The 19,246-nt window shown below is 66.4% G+C and carries 18 protein-coding genes; 9 read left to right on the top strand and 9 right to left on the bottom strand.

The features are described 5' to 3' along the window. Positions 1-73: 73 nt before the first annotated feature. The 3 genes from DVS29_RS26605 (at position 74) to aroG (ending at position 3,920) form a co-directional block, all read left to right on the top strand. A complete protein-coding gene (locus DVS29_RS26605; RefSeq protein ID WP_118183517.1) occupies positions 74-901 on the top strand; it encodes a carbon-nitrogen hydrolase family protein in 828 nt (275 codons plus the stop codon). 84 nt (positions 902-985) lie between these two features. Further along, complete coding sequence (tldD, locus tag DVS29_RS26600; protein WP_118183516.1) at positions 986-2,452, top strand: metalloprotease TldD; 1,467 nt, start codon at positions 986-988, stop codon at positions 2,450-2,452. Between the two features lie 394 nt (positions 2,453-2,846). Continuing rightward, complete coding sequence (gene aroG, locus DVS29_RS26595; RefSeq protein WP_118183515.1) at positions 2,847-3,920, top strand: 3-deoxy-7-phosphoheptulonate synthase AroG; 1,074 nt, start codon at positions 2,847-2,849, stop codon at positions 3,918-3,920. Between the two features lie 78 nt (positions 3,921-3,998). Here aroG and DVS29_RS26590 read toward each other — a convergent pair whose 3' ends face one another. The 3 genes from DVS29_RS26590 to DVS29_RS26580 form a co-directional block, all read right to left on the bottom strand. Continuing rightward, a complete protein-coding gene (locus tag DVS29_RS26590) occupies positions 3,999-5,315 on the bottom strand; it encodes a type II toxin-antitoxin system HipA family toxin (protein ID WP_164707994.1) in 1,317 nt (438 codons plus the stop codon). Beyond that, complete coding sequence (locus DVS29_RS26585; RefSeq protein ID WP_118183513.1) at positions 5,299-5,640, bottom strand: helix-turn-helix domain-containing protein; 342 nt, start codon at positions 5,638-5,640, stop codon at positions 5,299-5,301. The genes DVS29_RS26590 and DVS29_RS26585 overlap by 17 nt, the downstream gene beginning before the upstream one ends. Before the next feature lie 165 nt (positions 5,641-5,805). Next, positions 5,806-6,363, bottom strand: coding sequence for a cob(I)yrinic acid a,c-diamide adenosyltransferase (locus DVS29_RS26580; RefSeq protein ID WP_118183512.1), 558 nt, complete (start codon positions 6,361-6,363; stop codon positions 5,806-5,808). Positions 6,364-6,602: 239 nt separating this feature from the next. On the opposite strand from DVS29_RS26580, the gene DVS29_RS26575 reads away from it, so the two are divergent. The 6 genes from DVS29_RS26575 (at position 6,603) to proC (ending at position 13,662) form a co-directional block, all read left to right on the top strand. After that, a complete protein-coding gene (locus tag DVS29_RS26575; RefSeq protein WP_118183511.1) occupies positions 6,603-8,018 on the top strand; it encodes an FAD-binding oxidoreductase in 1,416 nt (471 codons plus the stop codon). Between the two features lie 88 nt (positions 8,019-8,106). After that, positions 8,107-9,606: an FAD-linked oxidase C-terminal domain-containing protein gene (locus DVS29_RS26570; RefSeq protein WP_118183510.1), complete on the top strand. Its 1,500-nt coding sequence runs from the start codon at positions 8,107-8,109 to the stop codon at positions 9,604-9,606. 128 nt (positions 9,607-9,734) lie between these two features. Then, the gene (glcE, locus tag DVS29_RS26565; RefSeq protein ID WP_118183509.1) at positions 9,735-10,823 is read left to right on the top strand and encodes a glycolate oxidase subunit GlcE; all 1,089 of its coding nucleotides are present in this window, start codon (positions 9,735-9,737) and stop codon (positions 10,821-10,823) included. An 8-nt stretch (positions 10,824-10,831) separates the two neighbouring features. Then, positions 10,832-12,058, top strand: coding sequence for a glycolate oxidase subunit GlcF (gene glcF / locus DVS29_RS26560; protein WP_118183508.1), 1,227 nt, complete (start codon positions 10,832-10,834; stop codon positions 12,056-12,058). Between the two features lie 18 nt (positions 12,059-12,076). After that, a complete protein-coding gene (locus DVS29_RS26555; RefSeq protein WP_118183507.1) occupies positions 12,077-12,775 on the top strand; it encodes a YggS family pyridoxal phosphate-dependent enzyme in 699 nt (232 codons plus the stop codon). A gap of 71 nt (positions 12,776-12,846) precedes the next feature. After that, positions 12,847-13,662: a pyrroline-5-carboxylate reductase gene (gene proC, locus DVS29_RS26550; RefSeq protein WP_118183506.1), complete on the top strand. Its 816-nt coding sequence runs from the start codon at positions 12,847-12,849 to the stop codon at positions 13,660-13,662. Positions 13,663-13,819: 157 nt separating this feature from the next. Here the strand turns inward: proC and ubiA are convergent, their stop codons facing one another. The 6 genes from ubiA to recG form a co-directional block, all read right to left on the bottom strand. Next, the gene (gene ubiA / locus DVS29_RS26545; protein WP_118183505.1) at positions 13,820-14,683 is read right to left on the bottom strand and encodes a 4-hydroxybenzoate octaprenyltransferase; all 864 of its coding nucleotides are present in this window, start codon (positions 14,681-14,683) and stop codon (positions 13,820-13,822) included. A gap of 70 nt (positions 14,684-14,753) precedes the next feature. Further along, positions 14,754-15,242 (bottom strand): Dps family protein, encoded by a 489-nt coding sequence (locus DVS29_RS26540; RefSeq protein ID WP_118183504.1) that lies wholly within the window; start codon positions 15,240-15,242, stop codon positions 14,754-14,756. A 148-nt stretch (positions 15,243-15,390) separates the two neighbouring features. Further along, positions 15,391-15,552, bottom strand: a complete 162-nt coding sequence (locus DVS29_RS37425; RefSeq protein WP_164707993.1) for a hypothetical protein — start codon at positions 15,550-15,552, stop codon at positions 15,391-15,393. A 31-nt stretch (positions 15,553-15,583) separates the two neighbouring features. Continuing rightward, on the bottom strand, positions 15,584-15,724 hold the full coding sequence (locus DVS29_RS37420; protein ID WP_164707992.1) for a hypothetical protein: 141 nt from the start codon (positions 15,722-15,724) through the stop codon (positions 15,584-15,586). Positions 15,725-15,894: 170 nt separating this feature from the next. Further along, positions 15,895-16,854, bottom strand: a complete 960-nt coding sequence (locus DVS29_RS26535) for a LysR substrate-binding domain-containing protein (protein ID WP_118183503.1) — start codon at positions 16,852-16,854, stop codon at positions 15,895-15,897. Between the two features lie 113 nt (positions 16,855-16,967). After that, positions 16,968-19,226 (bottom strand): ATP-dependent DNA helicase RecG, encoded by a 2,259-nt coding sequence (gene recG / locus DVS29_RS26530; RefSeq protein WP_118183502.1) that lies wholly within the window; start codon positions 19,224-19,226, stop codon positions 16,968-16,970. Between the last annotated feature and the right edge of the window lie 20 nt (positions 19,227-19,246).

Here is a 19,246-nt window from a genome sequence, read left to right as displayed (position 1 = left end):
CTGAGGCTGCACTGAAGCACACCCAACCTCGCCTCGTTCCACCTTCCTCGATCAGGGAGAGCCTGAAACGCCCATGAGCGCACCGACCGTCACGTCGTCACCCTTTCGCGTCGCCGCGTTGCAGATGGTCAGCACACCCGAGCGCGACCGCAACCTCGCCGACGCCGAGCGGCTGATCGCCGAAGCCGCTGCCGGTGGCGCACAACTCGTGCTGCTGCCCGAATACTTCTGCTTCATGGGCTTCAAGGACACGGACAAGCTTACCGTGCGCGAAGCGTATCGCGACGGTCCGATCCAGCGCTTTCTGGCCGACGCCGCGCGCCAGCACGGCGTGTGGGTGATCGGCGGCACGCTGCCGCTGACCGCGTCGGAGCCTTCGCGCGTGCTCAATACCACGCTCGTCTTCGATCCACGGGGCGAAGAAGCCGCGCGCTACGACAAGATCCATCTGTTCAATTTCGAAAAGGGCGAGGAGTCGTTCGACGAAGCCCGCACCATTCGCCCGGGCACCGATGTCCGCACGTTCGATGCGCCCTTCGGCCGGGTCGGCCTGTCGGTCTGCTACGATCTGCGCTTTCCCGAGCTGTACCGGAAGATGGGCGACTGCGCGCTGATCGTCGTGCCGTCGGCGTTCACGTACACCACCGGCCGTGCGCACTGGGAAACGCTGCTGAAAGCGCGCGCCGTCGAAAACCAGTGCTACGTGCTGGCCGCGGCGCAGGGCGGAAAGCACGAGAACGGCCGCCGCACGTGGGGCCACAGCATGCTGATCGACCCGTGGGGCGACATCGTCGCGGTGCGCGACGAAGGCGCTGGGGTCGTCGCCGGCGACATCGATCGCGCGCGTATCGACGAGGTACGCGCAAGTCTGCCCGCATGGCGGCACCGCGTACTCTCGTGAGCCGCACGCTCACACTTCAACCGCCTTGATATTGGCCACGCAGCACCGAATCTACCGAACCGACCTTCCCGAACTTTTGCTCGCATGAACATTATCGAACCCGGCATCCGCAATCTGGCGACCGCAAAGGACGTGCTCCTGACGCCCTACGGCCTCGACGAAGCCGTGCTCACGCGCACGCTCGGCGAAATCTTCACGCATCGCGTGGACTACGCGGACCTGTACTTCCAGGCCACGCGCAGCGAAGCCTGGAGCCTCGAGGAAGGCATCGTCAAATCGGGCAGCTTCAGCATCGACCAGGGCGTCGGCGTGCGCGCCGTGTCCGGCGACCGCACCGCGTTCGCCTACTCGGACGACCTGTCTCCCGAAGCGATCCGCCAGGCGGCGATCGCCACCCGCGCGATCGCGAAGGCCGGCGGCGGCAAGCAGAAGGTCAAGGTCGCGTCGTCGCTGACCGGCATCGCCGGCCGCGACCTGTACCTGCCCTCCGACCCGCTGCATTCGCTCGATGCCACCGCGAAGGTCAAGCTGCTGGAACGCGTCGAACAGATGGCGCGCAGCCGCGACCCGCGTATCACGCAGGTGATGGCCGGGCTCGCGGGCGAATACGACGTGGTGCTCGTCGCGCGCAGCGACGGTGCACTCGCGGCGGACATCCGGCCGCTCGTGCGCGTGTCGGTCACCGTGATCGCCGAGCAGAACGGCCGCCGCGAGATCGGCAGCGGCGGCGGCGGCGGACGCTTCGACTACGGCTACTTCACCGACGCGATCCTGTCGAAGTATGTTGACGACGCCGTGCACGCGGCGCTGGTGAATCTCGATGCGCGCCCCGCTCCGGCCGGCGCGATGACGGTCGTGCTCGGCCCGGGCTGGCCCGGCGTGCTGCTGCACGAAGCGATCGGCCATGGGCTCGAAGGCGATTTCAATCGCAAGGGCTCGTCCGCGTTCGCGGGCCGCATCGGCGAACAGGTGGCGGCGAAGGGCGTCACCGTGGTCGACGACGGCACGCTGCCGAATCGCCGCGGCTCGCTCAACATCGACGACGAAGGCAACCCCACGCAGTGCACCACGCTGATCGAAGACGGCGTGCTGAAGGGCTACATCCAGGACACGCTGAACGCGCGCCTGATGAAGATGAACGTGACGGGCAACGCACGCCGCGAGTCGTACGCCGCGCTGCCGATGCCGCGCATGACCAACACCTACATGCTGAACGGCGACAAGGACCCGCAGGAAATTCTCGCGTCCGTGAAGAACGGCCTGTATGCGGTGAACTTCGGCGGTGGCCAGGTCGACATCACGAACGGCAAGTTCGTGTTCTCGGCGTCCGAGGCGTACATGATCGAGAACGGCAAGGTCACGTACCCGGTGAAGGGCGCGACGCTGATCGGCAGCGGCCCGGAGTCGCTCAAGTACGTGAGCATGATCGGTAACGACATGGCGCTCGACACGGGCGTCGGCGTATGCGGCAAGGAAGGCCAGAGCGTGCCGGTGGGCGTCGGTCAGCCCACGCTCCGGATCGACCGGATGACGGTGGGCGGTACGGTTTAACCGCATCTTGACGCACGGTTCTGGCGTCATCCAACAGAACCGTGCGGGAATTCCGCATTTTTGCACGCTCACAGTTGCCAGCCTCGCGCCGGCGGGTTATAAAGCCAAACACCCTTTTTCACGCGCACTGTTCCTTTCGACCATGTTCGCCAGCCAGTTTTATTTTTATTTCTTTTGGTATCTCAGATCGCTGGCGGATCGAGAGGGGTGTTAGTGCGCGAAAGCATCACCCGGAATTCCCGAAAAACCGCCAGCGAGTCTGGCGGTTTTTTTTCGCCCGACGCAGCTGGATTGTCCAACGCAGTGCACTGAGAACGAACCGAGCGGCGCGCGCCGCATTCCCGAAGTAACGGGCCCGCGCCGACACGTAACGCCAAGCATCCTGGAGAACGACATGCCCCCGCACAACACCGACGATGTCCGCATTCGAGAACTCAAAGAGCTCACGCCGCCGGCCCACCTCATCCGCGAATTCCCGTGCAGCGAGTCCGCGTCGAAGCTGATCTTCGACGCCCGCCAGTCGATGCACCGGATCCTGCACGGCATGGAAGACCGTCTGATCGTGATCGTCGGGCCGTGCTCGATCCACGACACGAAAGCCGCGATGGAATACGCGGGCCGGCTCGTCGAAGAGCGCAAGCGCTTCGCGGGCGAACTCGAGGTCGTGATGCGCGTGTACTTCGAGAAGCCGCGCACGACGGTGGGCTGGAAAGGGCTCATCAACGACCCGTACCTCGACAACAGCTTCAAGATCAACGACGGCCTGCGCACGGCGCGCGAACTGCTGGTCGGCATCAACGAGCTGGGGCTGCCCGCCGGCACCGAGTACCTCGACATGATCAGCCCGCAGTACATCGCGGATCTGATCTCGTGGGGGGCGATCGGTGCTCGCACCACCGAATCGCAGGTGCATCGCGAACTCGCATCGGGCCTGTCGTGCCCGGTCGGCTTCAAGAACGGCACCGACGGCAACGTGAAGATCGCCGTCGACGCGATCAAGGCGGCGTCGCAGCCGCACCATTTCCTGTCGGTGACGAAGGGCGGCCATTCAGCGATCGTCTCGACGGCCGGCAACGAGGACTGCCACATCATCCTGCGCGGCGGCAAGGCGCCGAACTACGACGCGAGCAGCGTGAACGCGGCGTGCTCGGACATCGGCAAGGCCGGCCTCGCAGCGCGTCTGATGATCGACGCGAGCCACGCGAACAGCTCGAAGAAGCACGAGAACCAGATTCCGGTCTGTGCCGACATCGGCCGTCAGCTCGCGGCGGGTGACGAACGCATCGTCGGCGTGATGGTGGAATCGCACCTGAAGGCGGGCCGCCAGGATCTGCAGGAAGGCTGCGAACTCGTCTACGGTCAGAGCATCACGGACGCCTGCATCGGCTGGGAAGAAACCATCGGCGTGCTGGAAGGGCTCGCCGAAGCGGTGAAGCAGCGGCGCGTATCGCGCGGCAGTGGAAACTGACGGGCGAGCCATGGACGGCGCGGCAGCGGAAACTGACGCGCTAACAACCTGCGGCGCGGCTACGAAGCCGCGCCCGTTTCAGTCACTTCGCTTTTCCACCCGCGGCAGGCCGAGTTCCTTAGGCTTGCGAAATGCCGATGCGATCTTGTCGCACTCCGCACGCGGCACACCATCGCGCTCGAAGTACGTCCGCCATTCGCGCACGACGCTTGCCAGCTGCCCGATGATGTCGATCGCGTCCCGCCGCGCGATGCCGAAGCGGCCCGCACCGGACAGCGCGTTGTCGAGCGTCGCGAGCCGCCCGGCGGCCGGCCCGATGCCCAGCACCAGAAAACGCTCGTGCGCGACCTGCGGCTTCGGCACGACGTCGTACAGGTCGCTCAGCCGCCAGCCCCGGTTCGCGTGGTCCCACACGAACGCGTGATTGCGCAGATGGTCGTCATCGTTGGTCACGAGGATGTTGAAGACCATGCGCCTGAAAAGCTCGAGCTTGTCCGCCGCGACGAAACCCTTCGCGCCGTGCACGTTCAGCACTTCGGCGAGATCCGCGTAACTCGCCGACGCGGTGTCGCTTTTGTGCATGCCCAGCATCGTGAGCGCGCTCACCACGTGCCGCTTGCCGAACGTGCCTTCCGGCAGCATCACCCGATCGAAGCGCTCGATCAGCATGACGTCGCGGCCATCCGGCAGATGAACCGGACGCGTCGGCGGCACGCGCATCCCGCATTCGCGCGCAAGCTCCAGCGTCGCGCGCTCGACGAGGGGCACGTTGAAGCCATCCCTCAGCGCCGCGAATTTCGCGACCCACTGCCGGCCGTCGTCGAGCAACACCGCTTTCGGCCGCGCACCGCCAAACGTCGCGCCGACGCTGAAGAGCAGCTGCAGGCTCTTCGGCACGCGCTTGCCTTCCTGGATCATGGCGGCCGCATCGAGCAGATACGACAGCTCCCGTGCATCCGGCAGCTTGCCGGGTTCGGCAGGCGCCGTCGGCGAATCGCGGAAGTCGAGCGCGCCGATGCGGTGCGGTCCCGCGTGCGCGAGATAGTCGGTTTCGCGCAAGCCGTCCGGCGCGGCCTTCAGCATGTTCTCGATGACGCGACGCCCCCACGAGTCCGGCGCCGCATCACGGATCGCACCGAACAGGGCGAGACCCGCGGGCGGCTGGAACAGCCTGCCCTTCGCTTCCTTCGCCTCGGCGAGCGGCATGCTGACCGGGTCGATCTCCGCCGAATTCGGACGCTGCAGATACTTGTTGCCGTACACGAACGTCGACGCGACCGGCCGGATGCCTGCCTCGACGACCTCGAGCCGGCCCGCAGGCACGGCTTCGCTCGCGCCTTCGAGCGCGATGAAGACGTACTTGCGCCAGGCGCGGGCGTCAGAAGTCGAGATCATCGGTGTCCGCATCGCTGCGGCGTGCGCGCCGGCGTGCCTTGTCTTGACGCTGGACTTCGCCGACGAGGTCGTTCTGCGGATCGGCGAGCGGCTGCAGCAGGGCGATCAGCCCGGCGCGCTCGAATGCCTGCAGCCAGGACAGGAAGCTGACCGACACGTCGCCTTTCTCGATGCGCACCAGCGTGCTGGGGCTGATGTTCGCGCGCTCGGAAAAATCCTGCCGCGTCATGTTGCGGGCGATCCGGGCCTGGGCGACGGCATGCCCGAGCGCGGCCGATCGGCGAAGGAGATCCGGCGACGCCAGATCGACGTTATTTCGCTTCATTTTGTCATATCTGACATATTAAGGCACCTAATGTGTCAGTATAGACAAAATCCGGTCATCGACAATCTTTTTGATAACGATTTTAGTCATATCTGACCTATTAGATGGGTTAATGTGTCAGATATGACTAAAATCATGATGAAGCGCGTGGGGCAGGCTCCCCTCTCAGCCGTTCGCCCCCCGATCGTGCTGCCACAGCACGTCGCTTCCGCCGGCTGCACGGTTCAGCACCCGAGCCAGCACAAACAGCAGATCGGACAGCCGGTTCATGTACCGGCGCGGCGCCGCTTCGACGTCTTCGGTTTCACCCAGCGCGACGATCGAGCGCTCCGCCCGCCGGCATACGGTTCGGCACACATGCGCAAGCGCTGCTGCGCGCGAGCCGCCCGGCAGGATGAACTCCTGGAGCGGCGGCAGCGTTGCGTTGTAGTCCGCCAGCCAGCCGTCGAGGCGCGCCAGATACGCATCGGTGATCATCGTGTGGCCGGGAATGCAGAGTTCGCCGCCCACATCGAACAGGTCGTGCTGGATCGCGGTCAACGCATGCCGCACGTCGTCCGGCAGCGTCTCGCACAGCAGCACGCCGATCGACGAATTGAGCTCGTCGACGTCGCCGATCGCGGCAATCCGTACGCCGTCCTTGCGGACGCGGCTGCCGTCGCCGAGGCCGGTGGTGCCGTCGTCTCCCGTGCGGGTGGCGATTTTGCTCAGGCGATTGCCCATGGTCGATGTCCTGTTCGTGGCGCTGGATGAAGTGACGTGGTGCCCAATGCCAGCCATTATAGGTTCGCCTCCCGTGCGCCCTCGCCGCCCCGACCGCCTGCCCCCGTGCCCGGCCGGCGGGCGTTCGGCGTAAAATAATCCGCACATTCCGCGCCAGTGGCCGCTTACGCGCCCCCGGACGCAGCAAGCCATACTGCGGCGCAAGGCACTGCCTGCGCCGCACCCCGAGGAGACAGCCTGTGAATCATCCCGTGCCGCCGGTTTCCGTGCGCCGCCCGTTCCCGCCGGCGCTGCTCGCCGCGCTCCAGCAGGCGTTCGGCGAACGTGTGTCCACCTCGGAGGCCGTCCGCGCCCATCACGGTCGCGACGAATCGCCGTTCGACCCGCAGTTGCCCGATGCCGTCGTATTCGCGCAGAGCACCGACGACGTCTGCACCGCGGTCGCGCTGTGCGCGGAACACGACGTGCCGGTCATTCCCTACGGCAACGGCTCGTCGCTCGAAGGCCATCTGCTCGCGATTCAAGGCGGCGTGTCGATCGATCTGTCGGCGATGAACCGGGTGCTGTCGGTCAACGCCGAAGACCTCACGGTCACCGTCGAACCCGGCATCTCGCGCAAGCAGTTGAACGAGGCGCTGCGCGACACCGGTCTCTTCTTCCCGATCGACCCGGGCGCCGACGCGAGCATCGGCGGCATGACCGCGACGCGCGCGTCGGGCACCAACGCCGTGCGCTACGGCACGATGCGCGAGAACGTGCTCGGCCTCACCGCGGTACTCGCCGACGGCCGCGTGATCCACACCGGCAGCCGTGCGCGCAAGTCGTCGGCGGGCTACGACCTGACGCGGCTCTTCGTCGGCTCCGAAGGCACGCTCGGCGTCATCACCGAAATCACGCTGCGTCTGTACCCGCAGCCGGAGGCCGTGTCCGCGGCCGTGTGCGCGTTTCCGTCGATGGGCGATGCGGTGCGCGCGGTCATCGAAACCATCCAGATCGGCGTGCCGATCGCGCGCGTCGAGTTCGTCGATTCGCTCGCGATCAAGGCGATCAACCGCCACTCGAATCTCACGCTGCAGGAATCGCACACGCTCTTCTTCGAGTTCCACGGCACCGACGCGAGCGTGAAGGAGCAGGCGGAGCTGGTGCAGGATCTCGCCGCGCAGAACCACGGCGAAGGCTTCGAATGGGCGACGCGTCCCGAGGAGCGCAGCCGGCTGTGGAACGCGCGGCACAACGCGTACTTCGCGATGCTGCAGCTGAAGCCCGGCTGCCGCGCCGTCACCACCGACGTCTGCGTGCCGATCTCGCGGCTCGCCGAATGCGTGGTCGAAACGGAACGGGACCTGCTCGCGTCGCCGCTGCCGTGCCCGATCGTCGGTCATGTCGGCGACGGCAATTTCCACGTCGCGATCCTGCTCGATCCGGACAAGCCGGAAGAACTCGTCGAAGCCGAGCGGCTGAACGAGCGCATCGTGCAGCGCGCGCTGCGCATGAATGGCACCTGCACCGGCGAGCATGGCGTGGGTCTGCACAAGATGGGCTTCCTGCTCGAAGAACACGGAGAAGCCGCCATCGACGTAATGCGCTCCATCAAGCACGCGCTCGATCCGCGCAACCTGATGAACCCGGGCAAGATCTTCGCGTGGACCGCCTGATCTGCCAGCGCCTGATGGCCCACATCGCAATCGCACACGGCACGCCACCCACGCAGGCAAACAACGACGCGCGCCGTCAGGAGGAGAGATGAACGCATCCGCCGAAGTCGAAATCTCGGCTGAAGTGCTCGCGCAGCGTCAGCGCGAAGTCGTGCAGGCGCTGATGGCCGTGCTGCCTACGCACTGTCTGCTGTACCGCGACGAAGATACGGTTGCGTACGAATGCGACGGCCTTGCCGCCTACCGCCGGCTGCCGCTCGCCGTCGCGTTGCCCGAAACGGAATCGCAGGTGCAGCGCATCGTGCAGATCTGCCAGCGCCTCGACGTGCCGATCGTGCCGCGCGGCGCGGGCACCGGCCTCTCCGGCGGCGCGATGCCGATCCGCCACGGCATCGTGCTGTCGCTCGCGCGCTTTCGCAAGATTCTCGACGTCGACTCGTACGCGCGCACGGCCACCGTGCAGCCCGGCGTGCGCAATCTCGCGATCTCCGAAGCCGCGGCGCCCTACGGGCTCTACTACGCGCCGGACCCTTCGTCGCAGATCGCGTGCACGATCGGCGGCAACGTCTCGGAAAACTCGGGCGGCGTGCACTGCCTGAAATATGGTCTTACGGTGCATAACGTGCTGCGCGTGCGCGCGGTGACGATGGAAGGCGACCTCGTGGAATTCGGCTCGCTCGCGCCGGACGCGCCGGGACTCGATCTGTTGTCCGTAATGATCGGCAGCGAAGGCATGTTCGCGATCGTCACCGAAGTCACGGTGAAGCTGATCCCGCGTCCGCAGACGGCGCAGGTGATCATGGCGAGCTTCGACGACGTGGTGAAAGGCGGCGACGCGGTGGCGGGCATCATCGCGGCGGGCATCATTCCCGCCGGGCTCGAAATGATGGACAAGCCGGCCACCCGCGCCGTCGAAGAATTCGTCGGCGCGGGGTACGACCTCGACGCCGCCGCGATCCTGCTCTGCGAATCCGATGGCACACCTGAGGAAGTGGCCGAGGAGATCGTCCGCATGACGGCCGTGCTGCGCGAGCATGGCGCCACCCGCATCCAGATTTCGCGCTCGGAGAGCGAGCGCCTCAAGTTCTGGTCGGGCCGCAAGAATGCGTTCCCGGCGGCGGGACGCATCTCGCCCGACTACTACTGCATGGACGGCACCGTGCCCCGCCGCAGCATCGGTCCGCTGCTCGCGCGCATCGAGCAGATGGAACAGAAGTATCGTCTGCGCTGCATCAATGTGTTCCACGCGGGCGACGGCAACATGCATCCGCTGATCCTCTTCAACGGCAACGATCTCGACGAATGGCACCGCGCCGAAGCGTTCGGCTCCGACATCCTGGAAAGCTGCGTCGAACTGGGCGGCACCGTGACGGGCGAGCATGGCGTCGGCATCGAGAAGATCAATTCGATGTGCGTGCAGTTTTCGCCGGAGGAGCGCGATGCGTTCCACGCGGTCAAGCGCGCGTTCGATGCGCCCGGCCTGCTCAATCCCGACAAGGGCATTCCGACGCGTGCGCGCTGTGCCGAATACGGCAAGATGCACGTGCGCGGCGGTCTCTTGCCGCATCCGGAGTTGCCACGCTTCTAGCCTGCGTTCGATGGACGCCGCAACGGTCCCCGGCCAGGCTCGTCCATTGGGGTCCGCGCCGGGTTGCGTGTCTGAAGCTGGCCGGTACAATCGAACGGGACGACATAAAACACACCAAGCGGGACATCATGGAAGAGGAAGACATTGTCGCCGTCTGGTCAGAACGAATCCGTTCAGCCACTGCCGAGGGCCGGCCGCTGCGCATCCGCGGCGGCGGCACGAAAGACTGGTACGGGCAGACGCTCGAAGGCGAAATCCTCGATACGCGCGCGCATCGCGGCATTGTTGCCTACGATCCGGCCGAGCTCGTGATCACCGCCCGCGCGGGCACGCCGCTCCTCGAAATCGAGGCGACGCTCGCGGAGCACAACCAGATGCTGCCGTTCGAGCCGCCCCACTTCGGCGCGCAGGCTACGCTGGGCGGCTGCATCGCCGCCGGCATCGCGGGTCCGCGGCGGCCTGCCGCCGGTTCGCCGCGCGACTTCGTGCTCGGCGCCGTCGTGATGAACGGCCATGGCGAGATCCTGCATTTCGGCGGGCAGGTGGTGAAGAACGTCGCCGGCTATGACGTGTCCCGGCTGATGGCGGGCTCGCTCGGTACGCTCGCGCTGATCCTCGAACTGTCCGTCAAGGTACTGCCCCGTCCGAAGGCGGAGGCCACGCTCAAGTTCGACATGAACGGCACCGACGCCGTGCGCAAGCTCAACGAATGGGGCGGCCGCCCGCTGCCGATCACGGCGAGCGCGTGGCGTCACGGCACGCTCGCGGTACGGCTCGGCGGCGCGGAAGCCGCGGTGAAAGCGGCGAAGTCGGCGCTCGGCGGCGAAGTCGTCGATGCGGTCGAGGCCGAGCGCTTCTGGGCTGGCCTGCGCGAGCAGACCGATCCGTTCTTCTCGGCGATCTCGCCGCACGCGGCGCTCTGGCGTCTCGCCCTGCCGTCGATCACCGAGCCGTTGCAACTGCCCGGCGCACAGCTGATGGAATGGGGCGGCGCGCAACGCTGGTGGATCACCGACACCGACGCGCAGACCGTGCGCATCAGCGCGAAGCAGGCCGGCGGCCATGCGACGATCTTCCGCACCGGCCACGGCTACGATCGCAGCAGTGGGGTGTTCACGCCGCTGCCGGCGCCGCTGATGAAAATCCATCGCGGTCTGAAGGCCGCGTTCGACCCGGCCCGCATCTTCAACCGCGGCCGGCTCTATTCCGACTTCTGAGCAACGCGATGCAAACCAACCTCGCGGACTTCATTCGCAATACGCCCGACGGCGACGAGGCTGATGCAATCCTGCGCAAATGTGTGCATTGCGGCTTCTGTACTGCGACCTGCCCGACCTACCAGCTGCTCGGCGACGAGCTCGACGGGCCGCGCGGCCGCATCTACCTGATCAAGCAGATGGTCGAAGGGTCGCCGGTGACGCGTAGTACGCAGACCCACCTCGATCGCTGCCTCACCTGCCGCAACTGCGAATCGACCTGCCCGTCCGGCGTGCAGTATGGGCGGCTCGTCGAGATCGGGCGAAAGATCGTCGAAGAGCAGGTGGAGCGGCCGTTCGGCCAGCGGCTGCTGCGGCGGATCCTCGCGAGCTTCGTGCCGAACAGCGCGCTCTTCACGCCCGCGATGCGGCTCGGCCAGCACGTGCGGCCGCTGCTGCCGAAGAAGCTGCGCGACAAGGTGCCCGCGCGTCACCGCGTGCTCGACTGGCCGACCGCCACGCATTCGCGCAAGGTGCTGATGCTGGCCGGCTGCGTGCAGCCGTCGATGATGCCGAACGTCAATATCGCGACCGCGCGCGTGTTCGATGCGCTCGGCGTGCAGACGCTGATCGCGCCGGAAGCAGGCTGCTGCGGCGCGATCCGCCTGCACCTCGGCTACAACGACGAAGCCTTCGACGATATCCGCCAGAACATCGACGCATGGTGGCCATACGTCGAGCAAGGCGTCGAAGCGATCGTGATGAACGCGTCGGGTTGTGGCGCGACGGTGAAGGAATACGCGCATCTGCTGCGCGACGATCCCGCCTATGCGGAGAAAGCGCGCCGCATCGTCGAGCTCACGCGCGACGTATGCGAGATCCTGCCGGAGTTCCAGGAAACGCTGACGCCGCTCGTGCAGCGTCGCGCGATCCATACGGTCGCGTATCACCCGCCGTGCACGCTGCAGCACGGCCAGCAGCTGCGCGGCAAGGTCGAACAGCTGCTCGGCGCGCTCGGCATCGAAGTGCGGCTGCCGGCGGATAGTCACCTGTGCTGCGGCTCGGCGGGCACTTATTCGCTCACGCAGCCGGCGCTGTCGTACACGCTGCGCAACCAGAAGCTCGAAAAGCTGCAGGCCGTCGAACCGCAGATGATCGTGTCGGGCAACGTGGGCTGCATTTCGCATCTGCAAAGCGGCACGCAAACGCCGGTTGCGCACTGGATCGAGCTGGTCGAGCATATGATCTACGGCTGACCACCCGTTTTCTTCTCCATGTCCGATCTCGCTCATCATCTCGACGCGGTGCATCAGCGCATCGCCCTCGCCGCGCAGCGCGCTGGACGCGATCCGCGCGACATCACGCTGCTCGCGGTCTCGAAGACCTTTCCCGCCGACGACGTGCGCGCCGCGAGCGCCGCCGGCCAGCGCGCGTTCGGCGAAAACTACGTGCAGGAATCGATCGCGAAGGTCGAAGCGCTCGCCGATCTGCGCGCGTCGATCGAATGGCATTTCATCGGCCCGCTGCAATCGAACAAGACGCGGCCCGTCGCGCAGCATTTCGACTGGGTACATTCGGTCGACCGGCTGAAGATCGCGCAGCGTCTGTCGGAACAACGCCCCGATGAACTGGCGCCGCTCAACGTCTGTCTGCAGGTCAACGTCAGCGGCGAAGCATCGAAAAGCGGCGTCACGATCGACGAAGCCGCCGGTGTTGCGCGCGAAATCGCCGCGCTGCCAAAGCTGCGGCTGCGCGGCTTGATGTCGATTCCGGAACCGGCCGGCGATCTCGAAGCGCAACGCGTACCGCATCGGCAGCTGCGCGAGCTGTACGAGCAGCTGCGCGCGGACGGGCTCGCGCTCGACACGCTGTCGATGGGCATGTCCGCCGACCTCGAGGCCGCGGTGCTCGAGGGCGCGACGATCGTGCGCGTCGGCACCGCGATCTTCGGCGCGCGCGACTATTCACACTGAGCGCACTGCGCACACTGAGCGCCGCGCCCTGCCCGCCCTGAACCCTTTGCATTGACCTCTTCGGATACTTCATGAAAATCGCATTCATCGGCGCCGGCAACATGGCCGCCGCGCTCATCGGCGGCATGATCAAGCGCGGTGTGCCCGCCGCCAATCTCTATGCGGTCGATCCGCACGACGACACGCGTTCGCGCGCGGCCGCGCAATTTGGCATCGGCAGCGCCGCGGCGCCGGATGCCGCGCTGAAGTCGTACGACGCGATCGTGCTCGCGGTGAAGCCGCAGGTCGCGAAGGCCGTCGCCGAGACGCTCGCGCCGCATCTCGACGCACAGCAGCTGGTGATCTCGATCGCGGCCGGCATTCGCGCGAGCGACCTGTCGCGCTGGCTTGGCGGCCATGCGCGCATCGTCCGCACGATGCCGAACACGCCCGCGCTGATCGGCATGGGCGTGACGGGTCTCGTCGCGCTCGAAGGCGTCGATGCGGCTGGGCGCGAGCTTGCGTCGCAGATCCTCGGCGCGGTCGGCGAAAGCGTGTGGTTCGATGACGAAGCGAAGATCGACGCGGTCACCGCGATCTCCGGCAGCGGGCCGGCGTACGTGTTCTATTTCATCGAAGCGCTGGAAGAAGCCGCGCGTCAGCTCGGCATGGACGCGGAACAAGGCCGCGCGCTCGCCGTCGCCACCTTCACCGGCGCCGCGCAGCTTGCCGCGCAATCGGGCGAGCCGGCTTCCGTGCTGCGCGAGCGGGTGACGTCGAAGGGCGGCACGACCGCGGCCGCGCTGGCGGCGTTCGATGCGTCGGGCGTGAAGGATGCGATCGTGCGCGGCGCGCTCGCGGCCGATGCGCGCGCGAAGGAAATGGGCGAGGAATTCGGCCGGCAGTAATGCGGGGTTTTGCGGTGCGGCGCGATGCAGTGCGATGCGTCGCGCCGCTTCGAACGAAAAAGGCGTGACGGTTTCTTCCGTCACGCCTTTTCCATGTCATGTCGAACGCAGCGCGTGCGTTCGCCTGGCTCAGAGATCCGCCAGGCGTTCGCCTGGCTCAAAGCCCCGCCAGCGCATAGTGCGCCGCGATGCCGGCAAACAACGCGCCGCCGAGCCAGTTGTTGTGCCGGAACGCGGCGAAGCAGGCCATCCGCTCGCGGCCGCGGATCAGCGTGTAGTGATAGCCCGCGCAACCGATCGCGACGATCAGCCCGATCCAGTACACGGCGCCGAAGTCGAGCGACACGCCGATGCCGACGTAGATCGCGAACGTCGCCGCGTAGCACAGCATCACCGCGAGCACGTCGAAGCGGCCGAACGTCAGCGCCGACGTGCGGATGCCGAGCTTGATGTCGTCGTCGCGATCGACCATCGCGTATTCGGTGTCGTACGCGACGGCCCAGAACACGTTTGCGACCAGCATGAGCCACGCGAGCATCGGCACGTGGTTCTGCGTCGCGGCGAACGCCATTGGAATGCCGAAGCCGAACGCGATGCCGAGATACGCCTGCGGAATCGCGAAGAAGCGCTTCATGAACGGATACGAGCCGGCGACGAACAGCGCGACCACCGACAGCTCCTTCGTCAGCGCATTGAGCGGCTGGATCAGCAGGAATGCGACGAGCGACAGCCCGACCGCCAGCGCCACGGCCTCCCACGCCTTGATCTTGCCGGACGTCAACGGACGGTTCGCGGTGCGCTTCACGTGCAGGTCGAAGTCGCGGTCGGCGTAATCGTTGATCGCGCAGCCCGCCGAGCGCATCAGCACGGTGCCGACCACGAAGATCGCGAGCAGCGACAGCGACGGATGGCCGCCGGTGGCAATCCACAACGCGTTCAGCGTCGGCCACAGCAGCAGCAGGCTGCCGATCGGCTTGTCCATCCGGACGAGGCGCAGATAGAGCGGGAAGCGGGCAAACATGGGCGAACCGGTGAAGAGCGATGCCGCTATTGTAGGGCAGCGCGCTTTACGGCTGTCTGCAGCGGTCCGCTCAGGCGAGCATCGAACGCAGCATCCACGCGGTTTTTTCGTGCGTCTGCATGCGCTGCGTCAACAGGTCGGCGGTCGGTTCGTCGTTCGCGGCTTCCGTGGCCGGGAAGATTTCGCGCGCGGTACGCACCACCGCTTCCTGACCTTCCACCAGCTGGCGGATCATGTCTTCAGCGGCCGGCACACCGTCGGCTTCCGGGATCGACGACAGCTTCGCGAACTCGCGGTAGCTGCCCGGCGCATGTACGCCCAGCGCGCGGATGCGTTCCGCGATCGCGTCGACGGCGAGCGCCAGTTCGTTGTACTGCGTCTCGAACATCAGATGCAGCGTGTTGAACATCGGACCCGTGACGTTCCAGTGGAAGTTGTGGGTCTTCAGATAGAGCGTGTAGGTATCGGCGAGCAGGCGCGACAGACCGTCCGCGATCTTCTTGCGGTCCTTGTCGCTGATACCGATGTTGATGGACGTAGCGGCGGCTTTCTTGGCCATGATGACTCCCTTGAAGAGTGATGCGAACCATTCGGCGGGGGCATGAATCGCGACCGCATCCGCGGCGGCAATTCACGACATACGATCGGCCGACAGTGTAGCTTGAAAACAGCCGGCATCCGCGCGAACGCGGCTGCGCGGCGTCAATCTAGAAACCTGCGACGTGATGCAGGCCGTGCGCGAAGATCACCGCGAAGCCGCTGCCGACGATCGCGAGACCTACCATTTTCCGCACGAGCCCAACGTGGCGCAGCGCCATTGGTTGCGCGCGCATCTCATTGCCGATACCCGATAACATCATCTGGATCATGATCGTTCTCCTTCGATTCACAGGACACACATCAGGCCGCGAGCGCGCGGTCGGCGAGCAGCGCGAACGCGATGGTTCGCGCGCTGGCGATCACACTGCGAGTCGATGCGTGCGTGTCCTGGCGAGGTTGGGAGGCGTGCTGCTGAAGCGGCTGCGTGGTGTGCTGCGTCATGGCGTCCTCCGGAATGTTCTGGTCGGGATCTCGCGACCCATGGAGGCACTATACGCGCAACTATTGAATATTTAAATTTGATTGATTTTATTTATCCGATAGCGTGTTGGACTATCGGATGGGGCGGGGTCAACGCCCAGCGCCGCCGCGCCGGGCCTTCCGCCGAGCCTTCAGTTCACGGCCGCCGGCAGATCGAGCTTCCTGACGCCCGGCAGCGCGCACGCGGCGATCGCGTCGCAGATCGCGTCGATCGCGGGCATCCGCGTGAAACTCTTGCGCCACGCAAGCACCACGCGCCGGTCGGGCACGGGTTCGTCGAACGGCACGTAGCTGAGCAGTCCCGAGTCGACGCCGCCCGCGTGCGGCTTCACTTCCTGCACCGACATGCGCGGCAGCACCGTAATGCCGACGCCGCTCGCCACCATGTGCCGGATCGTCTCCAGCGACGACCCTTCGAAGGTCTTCTGGATGCCGTCCGCGTTCTGCGAAAAGCGCATCAGCTCCGGGCAGACGCCCAGCACGTGATCGCGGAAGCAGTGGCCGCTGCCGAGCAACAGCATGGTTTCCTGCTTCAGATCGCCCGGATCGATCTTCGGCCGCTTTTCCCACGCGTGCCCCGACGGCAGCGCGACGACGAACGGCTCGTCGTACAACGGACGCAGCATCAGCCCGGTCTCCGGGAACGGCAGCGCCATGATCGCAACGTCGATCTCGCCCTGCTTCAGCAGCTCGATCAGCTTCAGCGTGTAGTTTTCCTGCAGCATCAGCGGCATCTGCGGCACGCGCTGGATCATCTGCTTGACCAACGTGGGCAGCAGGTACGGCCCGATCGTGTAGATCACGCCAAGACGCAGCGGTCCGACGAGCGGATCCTTGCCCTGCTTCGCGATTTCCTTGATCGCGAGCGTCTGTTCGAGCACCCGTTGCGCCTGGGTCACGATCTGCTCGCCGATCGGCGTCACGCTCACTTCGCTCGTGCCCCGCTCGAAGATCTGCACGTTCAGTTCGTCTTCGAGTTTCTTGATCGCAACCGACAGCGTCGGCTGGCTGACGAAACACGCCTCGGCCGCGCGGCCGAAGTGTCGCTCGCGTGCAACCGCGACGATGTATTTCAGTTCGGTGAGGGTCATATGGACCAATCAGGGCAATGAATTCGATAGGTTTCAGTTATACACCGCTGGAACCGATTCGCCAATATTCAAGCGGCACGAAAGGGCCGGATGCATATCCGGTCTTCGTTCAGTCAGGCTTTCAGATAGTGCTCGCGGGCGCCGAGCCAGCGCGCGAGGTGCTGGGTCACGACGTCGGGCCAGCCCTCCAGCAGCCGCGCCGCCGCATCGCGCGCCGGCTCGATCAGCCAGCCGTCCTGCTCCAGATCGGCGAAGCGCAGCATCGCCGCGCCCGACTGCCGCGCGCCGAGGAATTCGCCGGGACCGCGAATTTCGAGGTCGCGCCGCGCGATCTCGAAGCCGTCGGTGGTTTCGCGCATCGTCTGCAGGCGCGCGCGCGCCGTTTGTGACAGCGGCGTCGCGTACATCAGCACGCAGACGGACGCCGCCGTGCCGCGCCCCACCCGGCCGCGCAGCTGATGCAGCTGCGCGAGGCCGAAGCGCTCCGCGTGCTCGATCACCATCAGCGATGCGTTCGGCACGTCGACGCCCACTTCGATCACGGTCGTCGCGACGAGCAGCTGCACCTCGTTGCGGCTGAACGCATCCATCACCGCGGCCTTCTCCGCGGGCCCGAGGCGCCCGTGCACGAGCCCGACCCGCAGTTCCGGCAGCGTGGCGACGAGCGTCTCGAAGGTCTCGACGGCCGTCTGCAGCTGCAGCGTCTCGCTTTCCTCGATCAGCGGACAGACCCAGTACACCTGGCGCCCGGTCAACGCGGCCTCGCGCACCCGGCCGATCACCTCGCCGCGGCGCGCATCGGACACGAGCTTCGTCAGGATCGGCGTGCGGCCCGGCGGCAGTTCGTCGATCGTCGAGACATCGAGATCGGCGTAGTAGGTCATTGCGAGCGTGCGCGGAATCGGCGTCGCGGACATCATCAGCTGGTGCGGCTGGAAGTCCGCCGCGCCATCGGCGGCGTTTTGCGCTTTCGCGCGCAGCGCAAGCCGCTGTTCCACACCGAAACGGTGCTGTTCGTCGACGATCACGAGCCCAAGTCGCGCGAACTCGACGGTATCCTGGATGATCGCGTGCGTGCCAATCACGAGCTGCGCGGTGCCGAGCGCGGCGGCTTCGAGCGCGGCGCGTTTCTCCTTCGTCTTCAGGCTGCCGGCGAGCCATGCGACCTGCACGCCGAGCGGTTCGAGCCAGCCGCGCAGCTTGCGCGCGTGCTGCTCCGCGAGAATTTCGGTGGGCGCCATCATCGCGGCCTGGTAGCCGGCGTCGATGGCCTGCGCGGCGGCGAGCGCCGCGACGATCGTCTTGCCGCTGCCGACGTCGCCCTGCAGCAGACGCTGCATCGGATGCGGCTCCGTCAGGTCGTGCGCGATCTGGGCGCCCACGCGCTGCTGCGCGCCGGTCAGGCTGAACGGCAACGCGGCCAGCAGCCGCGCGACGAGCGAGCCTTCGTCCGCCGCGGACCGCCGTGGCATCGCGGGCGCCGCGCGGGTGCGGCGCGCCTCGTGCGCGCGCTTCAACGACATCTGCTGCGCAAGCAGTTCCTCGAACTTGATGCGGGTCCACGCGGGATGCGTGCCGTCGATCAGCGCGGTCTCGTCGGCATCGGCGGGCGGATGGTGCAGCGTGCGCACCGCGTCCATCAGCGGCGGCACGCCGAGCGGCTGCAGCGATTCGCGCGCGACGGGCTCCGGCAACAGCTCGGGCAGGCTCGCGCGCGACAGCGCGTTGTCGATCGCCTTGCGCAGATAGGCCTGCGTGATGCCCGCCGTGCTCGGGTAGACGGGCGTCAGCGCCTGCGGCAGCGGCGTGTCTTCATCGACGACGCGCACGGCCGGATGCACCATCTCCATCCCGAAGAAGCCGCCGCGCACGTCGCCGCGCACCCGCAGCCGCCGGCCGATCGCCATCTGCGCGACCTGCGAGCCGTAGAAGTTGAGAAAGCGCAGGATCAGTTCGTCGCCGCGCTCGTCGCGCATTTTGACGAGCAGCTGGCGGCGCGGCCGGTACGCGATTTCGTTGTCGAACACGACGCCTTCGGTCTGCGTGGTGTCGCCGGGCAACAGCTCGCCGATCGGGGTGAGTGCGGTTTCGTCTTCGTAGCGCATCGGCAGATGCAGCACGAGGTCGATGTCGCGGGTGAGGCCGAGCTTCGCGAGTTTGTCGGCGGTGGTGCGAACCGCCGGCTTTTCTGCCGCCGCAGTTTTTTTGGCGCCGCGTTTGCCCTTGGTTTTTTCGGACCCCGCAGCGTCGACAGCGGGCTGCGCAGCCTTCGTGGGCGTGCTCCCCACGCTCGCGTCGTCACGCGCGGTGCGATCGCGCTGCGTGGCGGCGTCGTCCGTGTCGGGTGTCAGGCGGCGGGAAGACAAAGGCATGGGTCGCTTCGCAAGTACAA

This window comes from Paraburkholderia phosphatilytica, assembly GCF_003443895.1.
Lineage (GTDB): Bacteria > Pseudomonadota > Gammaproteobacteria > Burkholderiales > Burkholderiaceae > Paraburkholderia > Paraburkholderia phosphatilytica.
The sequence above is the reverse complement of the archived record's forward strand: the minus strand, read 5'-3'. Positions and strand labels throughout refer to the sequence as shown.

Excerpts from the sequence above, each read along its gene's own strand:
- DVS29_RS26605 (WP_118183517.1), top strand. The coding sequence starts at position 74 with ATGAGCGCACCGACCGTCACGTCGTCACCCTTTCGCGTCGCCGCGTTG.
- tldD (WP_118183516.1), top strand. The coding sequence starts at position 986 with ATGAACATTATCGAACCCGGCATCCGCAATCTGGCGACCGCAAAGGAC.
- aroG (WP_118183515.1), top strand. The coding sequence starts at position 2,847 with ATGCCCCCGCACAACACCGACGATGTCCGCATTCGAGAACTCAAAGAG.
- DVS29_RS26590 (WP_164707994.1), bottom strand. The coding sequence starts at position 5,315 with ATGATCTCGACTTCTGACGCCCGCGCCTGGCGCAAGTACGTCTTCATC.
- DVS29_RS26585 (WP_118183513.1), bottom strand. The coding sequence starts at position 5,640 with ATGAAGCGAAATAACGTCGATCTGGCGTCGCCGGATCTCCTTCGCCGA.
- DVS29_RS26580 (WP_118183512.1), bottom strand. The coding sequence starts at position 6,363 with ATGGGCAATCGCCTGAGCAAAATCGCCACCCGCACGGGAGACGACGGC.
- DVS29_RS26570 (WP_118183510.1), top strand. The coding sequence starts at position 8,107 with ATGAACGCATCCGCCGAAGTCGAAATCTCGGCTGAAGTGCTCGCGCAG.
- glcE (WP_118183509.1), top strand. The coding sequence starts at position 9,735 with ATGGAAGAGGAAGACATTGTCGCCGTCTGGTCAGAACGAATCCGTTCA.
- glcF (WP_118183508.1), top strand. The coding sequence starts at position 10,832 with ATGCAAACCAACCTCGCGGACTTCATTCGCAATACGCCCGACGGCGAC.
- DVS29_RS26555 (WP_118183507.1), top strand. The coding sequence starts at position 12,077 with ATGTCCGATCTCGCTCATCATCTCGACGCGGTGCATCAGCGCATCGCC.
- proC (WP_118183506.1), top strand. The coding sequence starts at position 12,847 with ATGAAAATCGCATTCATCGGCGCCGGCAACATGGCCGCCGCGCTCATC.
- ubiA (WP_118183505.1), bottom strand. The coding sequence starts at position 14,683 with ATGTTTGCCCGCTTCCCGCTCTATCTGCGCCTCGTCCGGATGGACAAG.
- DVS29_RS26540 (WP_118183504.1), bottom strand. The coding sequence starts at position 15,242 with ATGGCCAAGAAAGCCGCCGCTACGTCCATCAACATCGGTATCAGCGAC.
- DVS29_RS37425 (WP_164707993.1), bottom strand. The coding sequence starts at position 15,552 with ATGATCCAGATGATGTTATCGGGTATCGGCAATGAGATGCGCGCGCAA.
- DVS29_RS37420 (WP_164707992.1), bottom strand. The coding sequence starts at position 15,724 with ATGACGCAGCACACCACGCAGCCGCTTCAGCAGCACGCCTCCCAACCT.
- DVS29_RS26535 (WP_118183503.1), bottom strand. The coding sequence starts at position 16,854 with ATGACCCTCACCGAACTGAAATACATCGTCGCGGTTGCACGCGAGCGA.
- recG (WP_118183502.1), bottom strand. The coding sequence starts at position 19,226 with ATGCCTTTGTCTTCCCGCCGCCTGACACCCGACACGGACGACGCCGCC.